Source organism: Campylobacter showae CC57C (assembly GCF_000344295.2).
Lineage (GTDB): Bacteria > Campylobacterota > Campylobacteria > Campylobacterales > Campylobacteraceae > Campylobacter_A > Campylobacter_A showae_B.
Genome location: NZ_AOTD01000159.1, coordinates 1 through 2,718, shown reverse-complemented (window position 1 = coordinate 2,718; position 2,718 = coordinate 1). Strand labels below are relative to the sequence as shown.

The following is a 2,718-nucleotide window of genomic DNA, read 5'->3' as shown; positions in this document are numbered from 1 at the left end:
GCTGCTGTGTCTCATCGGCGGATTAATCGGCGTCGGAACGGCCTTTGGTATCGGCTATCTAGCGGAAAATTTCGCACCCGATATCAAGATGATATTTTCGCAGACTTCTATCGTGGTCGCGCTCGCCGTCTCTAGCGCGATAGGCGTGATTTTCGGCTACATGCCTGCTCGCAGCGCCTCAAAGCTAAATCCGATCGACGCTCTTTCAAGGGAATAAAATGAAAAAAATCTCCATAATCCTAGCCGCCTTTTTGCTCGGCGGCTGCGCGGTAACGCAGATAAACGAAAACTACGAGCAAATTTTGCTAAAAGACGACGCAAATTTGACGGCAAATTTTAGGCTGGAGCGCGAGTGGTGGCGAGGCTATAATGAACCTAGGCTAAACGAGCTAATCAGCCTCGCGCTAAAAAATAATATAGATCTGGCAAAATCAGCCATCGCGGTAAATAAAGCCCTCGCGCAAGCAGGCGTCTTACAGGCCGATCTCGTGCCTAGCTTTAATGCAAATTTGGGCGCGGAAACGGGCAAAAATATAAAAACGGGCGGCAGTTGGAGTGAAAGCTATAAAAGCGGCGTATCGTTAAGCTACGAGATAGATCTGTGGCGCAAGCTCGCAAACTCCGCAGACGCCGCCATGTGGGAGGCTAACGCGACGAAATACGACCTAGAGGCCGCTCGCCTTGCGCTCATTAACTCCGTCGCGGACGCGTATTTTGAGGTTAAATATCAAAAAGAGAGCATAAATCTATACGAAAAGACGCTAAAAAACTACGAAGAGCTTGAGGCGATTATAAAAGCCAAATTTGAGCTCGGCAAAGAAGAAGAGCTAAGCCTAAAGCAAATAAAAAGCTCCGTAATCTCGGCTAAAAATAGAATTTTAAACGCAAGCAAGAGCCTTGACGCGGCGGAAAAAACGCTAAGAAATCTGCTAAACGTTAGGCCTGAGTTTGATTTAAATTTGAGCGGAAATTTGAGCGATATTTCTCCGCAGGGCGTAAATTTAAACGTGCCGCTTTACGTTATCGGCGCGCGTCCCGATTTGCAAGCCGCGATCTCGCGCATAAAAGAGGCGCTTTTAGAGGTTAAGGTTAGCGAAAAAAGCTTTTATCCAAGTATCACGGTAGGAGCTGGCCTTAGCGGTAGCGGAGATAGCGCGAGCGAGGGGCTGAAGTTAAATTTTTTAAGCGGAAATATCGCGATAAATTTGCCGTTTTTAAACTACTCCAAGCTCAAATCAAAGCTAAAAATCTCCGAGCTTGAGTTTGAGTCGATGAAGCTAAACTACGCGCAGACGCTAACGACCGCGCTAAACGAGATAGACGCCGGCTACAAAAGTCTGCAAAAAGACGAGGCAGTTTTGCAAAATTTAAACGAAAATTTGCGAAATCTAAGCTCTATCAGCGACATCTATAAACTCAAATACGACTACGGCAAAACCGAGCTAAAAAACTATCTGGAGGCGCAAAATTCGCTACTTGAAAGCAGGATCGGCGTGCTGGCGCAAAAATATAAAATTTTGCAAGACGAAATCGGTATCTATAAAGCTGTGGCTGGGCGGGCGGAGTAAATTTTGCCAGGCTGCGCACCTGATTTGCGGTTTTGATTTGGGTGCGTTAAATTTGCGAAAAATTTGGCAGTAAGTTAAATTTGACTAACCGTAAATGACCTTACAAATTTACTCGCGTCGTTTACCTAGAAAATAAAACAGTCCCGCTAGCGTCGCAAAAAGAGCAAGCATAGACCCGGCGACGATAGCCGTGCCGTTTTGAAAGCCGTTTAAAAACATCCCGTTCGTATTCATACCGAAAAATCCCGTGATAAAATTTAGCGGCAAAAATAGTGCCGAAAGCAGCGTCAGGATGTAGATGTTTCGGTTGATTTTGTCGTTTTTTAGGCTTTGGATATGCGCGTATATATCGTCTATCCTGGCGGCATTTTCGCAGGCTGCATTTTTTAGCACGCCGGCTTCGTAGACGTAGTTTTTGAGCTGCTTTTTTAGCTCGGGCCTTTCGTTTTGACAGATCGCCAGAGCCTCGTAAAAGTGCGAAATTTTATTTTGAAATTTGCGTATTTCGTATTTTAAGACCGCGTGCTTTTTGATAAATTTAGTAAAATCCCTCTTGCCTGCGTAAATTTTCTCGTAGCTTTCAAGCTGGGCGGAGTGCTCGGCGATCTTGGCGCGAAACTCGCTCGTTATCTTTTTTACTACGCGGATAAACTCCTCAGCGCCGCTTTCGCTGCCGTTCTGGGCGTAAATTTTATCTTCTTTAAAGATAAATTTATAGTTTTGTTCGCTGCCGTCCGTCACGAGATAGACGTACTCACACTCCTCGTCGTAAAAGTACCCAGAGATATCGCGCTCGCTCACCGTTTTGCCTTATATGCTCGGCGCGTCTTTACCGCGTTTGGCGTAGAAATTTCGCCTAAATTTTTCAAATTCGCCCGCCGTTATCGCTTCTCTCATCTGCCGCATCAAATTTAAATAATAATGCAAGTTGTGTAGGCTTGCCAAACGGAAAAACGTCAGCTCGCCCGCTCGGTATAGGTGGCTAAGATAGGCGCGCGAGTAGTTTCGGCACGCGTAGCAGTCGCACTGGGGATCTATCGGAGCGCGGTCGGTTGCAAATCTCGCGGACTTGATATTTATCTTACCAAAACTCGTAAATAGCGTGCCGTTGCGCGCGTTTCGCGTCGGCATCACGCAGTCAAACATATCC

At 46.2% G+C, this 2,718-nt stretch carries 3 protein-coding genes and 1 pseudogene; 2 read left to right on the top strand and 2 right to left on the bottom strand.

Going from position 1 to position 2,718, the window contains the following annotated elements; all coding sequences use genetic code 11:
• Both H740_RS11935 and H740_RS05975 read left to right on the top strand, forming a co-directional pair.
• Positions 1-217: pseudogene (locus tag H740_RS11935) on the top strand (macrolide ABC transporter permease/ATP-binding protein MacB); the annotation flags it as partial.
• A gap of 1 nt (position 218) precedes the next feature.
• Positions 219-1,568: a TolC family protein gene (locus tag H740_RS05975; RefSeq protein ID WP_002952395.1), complete on the top strand. Its 1,350-nt coding sequence runs from the start codon at positions 219-221 to the stop codon at positions 1,566-1,568.
• A gap of 108 nt (positions 1,569-1,676) precedes the next feature.
• On the opposite strand, the gene H740_RS05970 is transcribed toward H740_RS05975, so the two are convergent.
• Both H740_RS05970 and H740_RS05965 read right to left on the bottom strand, forming a co-directional pair.
• Complete coding sequence (locus tag H740_RS05970) at positions 1,677-2,369, bottom strand: CorA family divalent cation transporter (RefSeq protein ID WP_002952394.1); 693 nt, start codon at positions 2,367-2,369, stop codon at positions 1,677-1,679.
• A 9-nt stretch (positions 2,370-2,378) separates the two neighbouring features.
• The coding region (locus tag H740_RS05965) for a tRNA-ribosyltransferase family protein (protein WP_002952393.1) at positions 2,379-2,718 on the bottom strand (340 nt) is incomplete at its 5' end.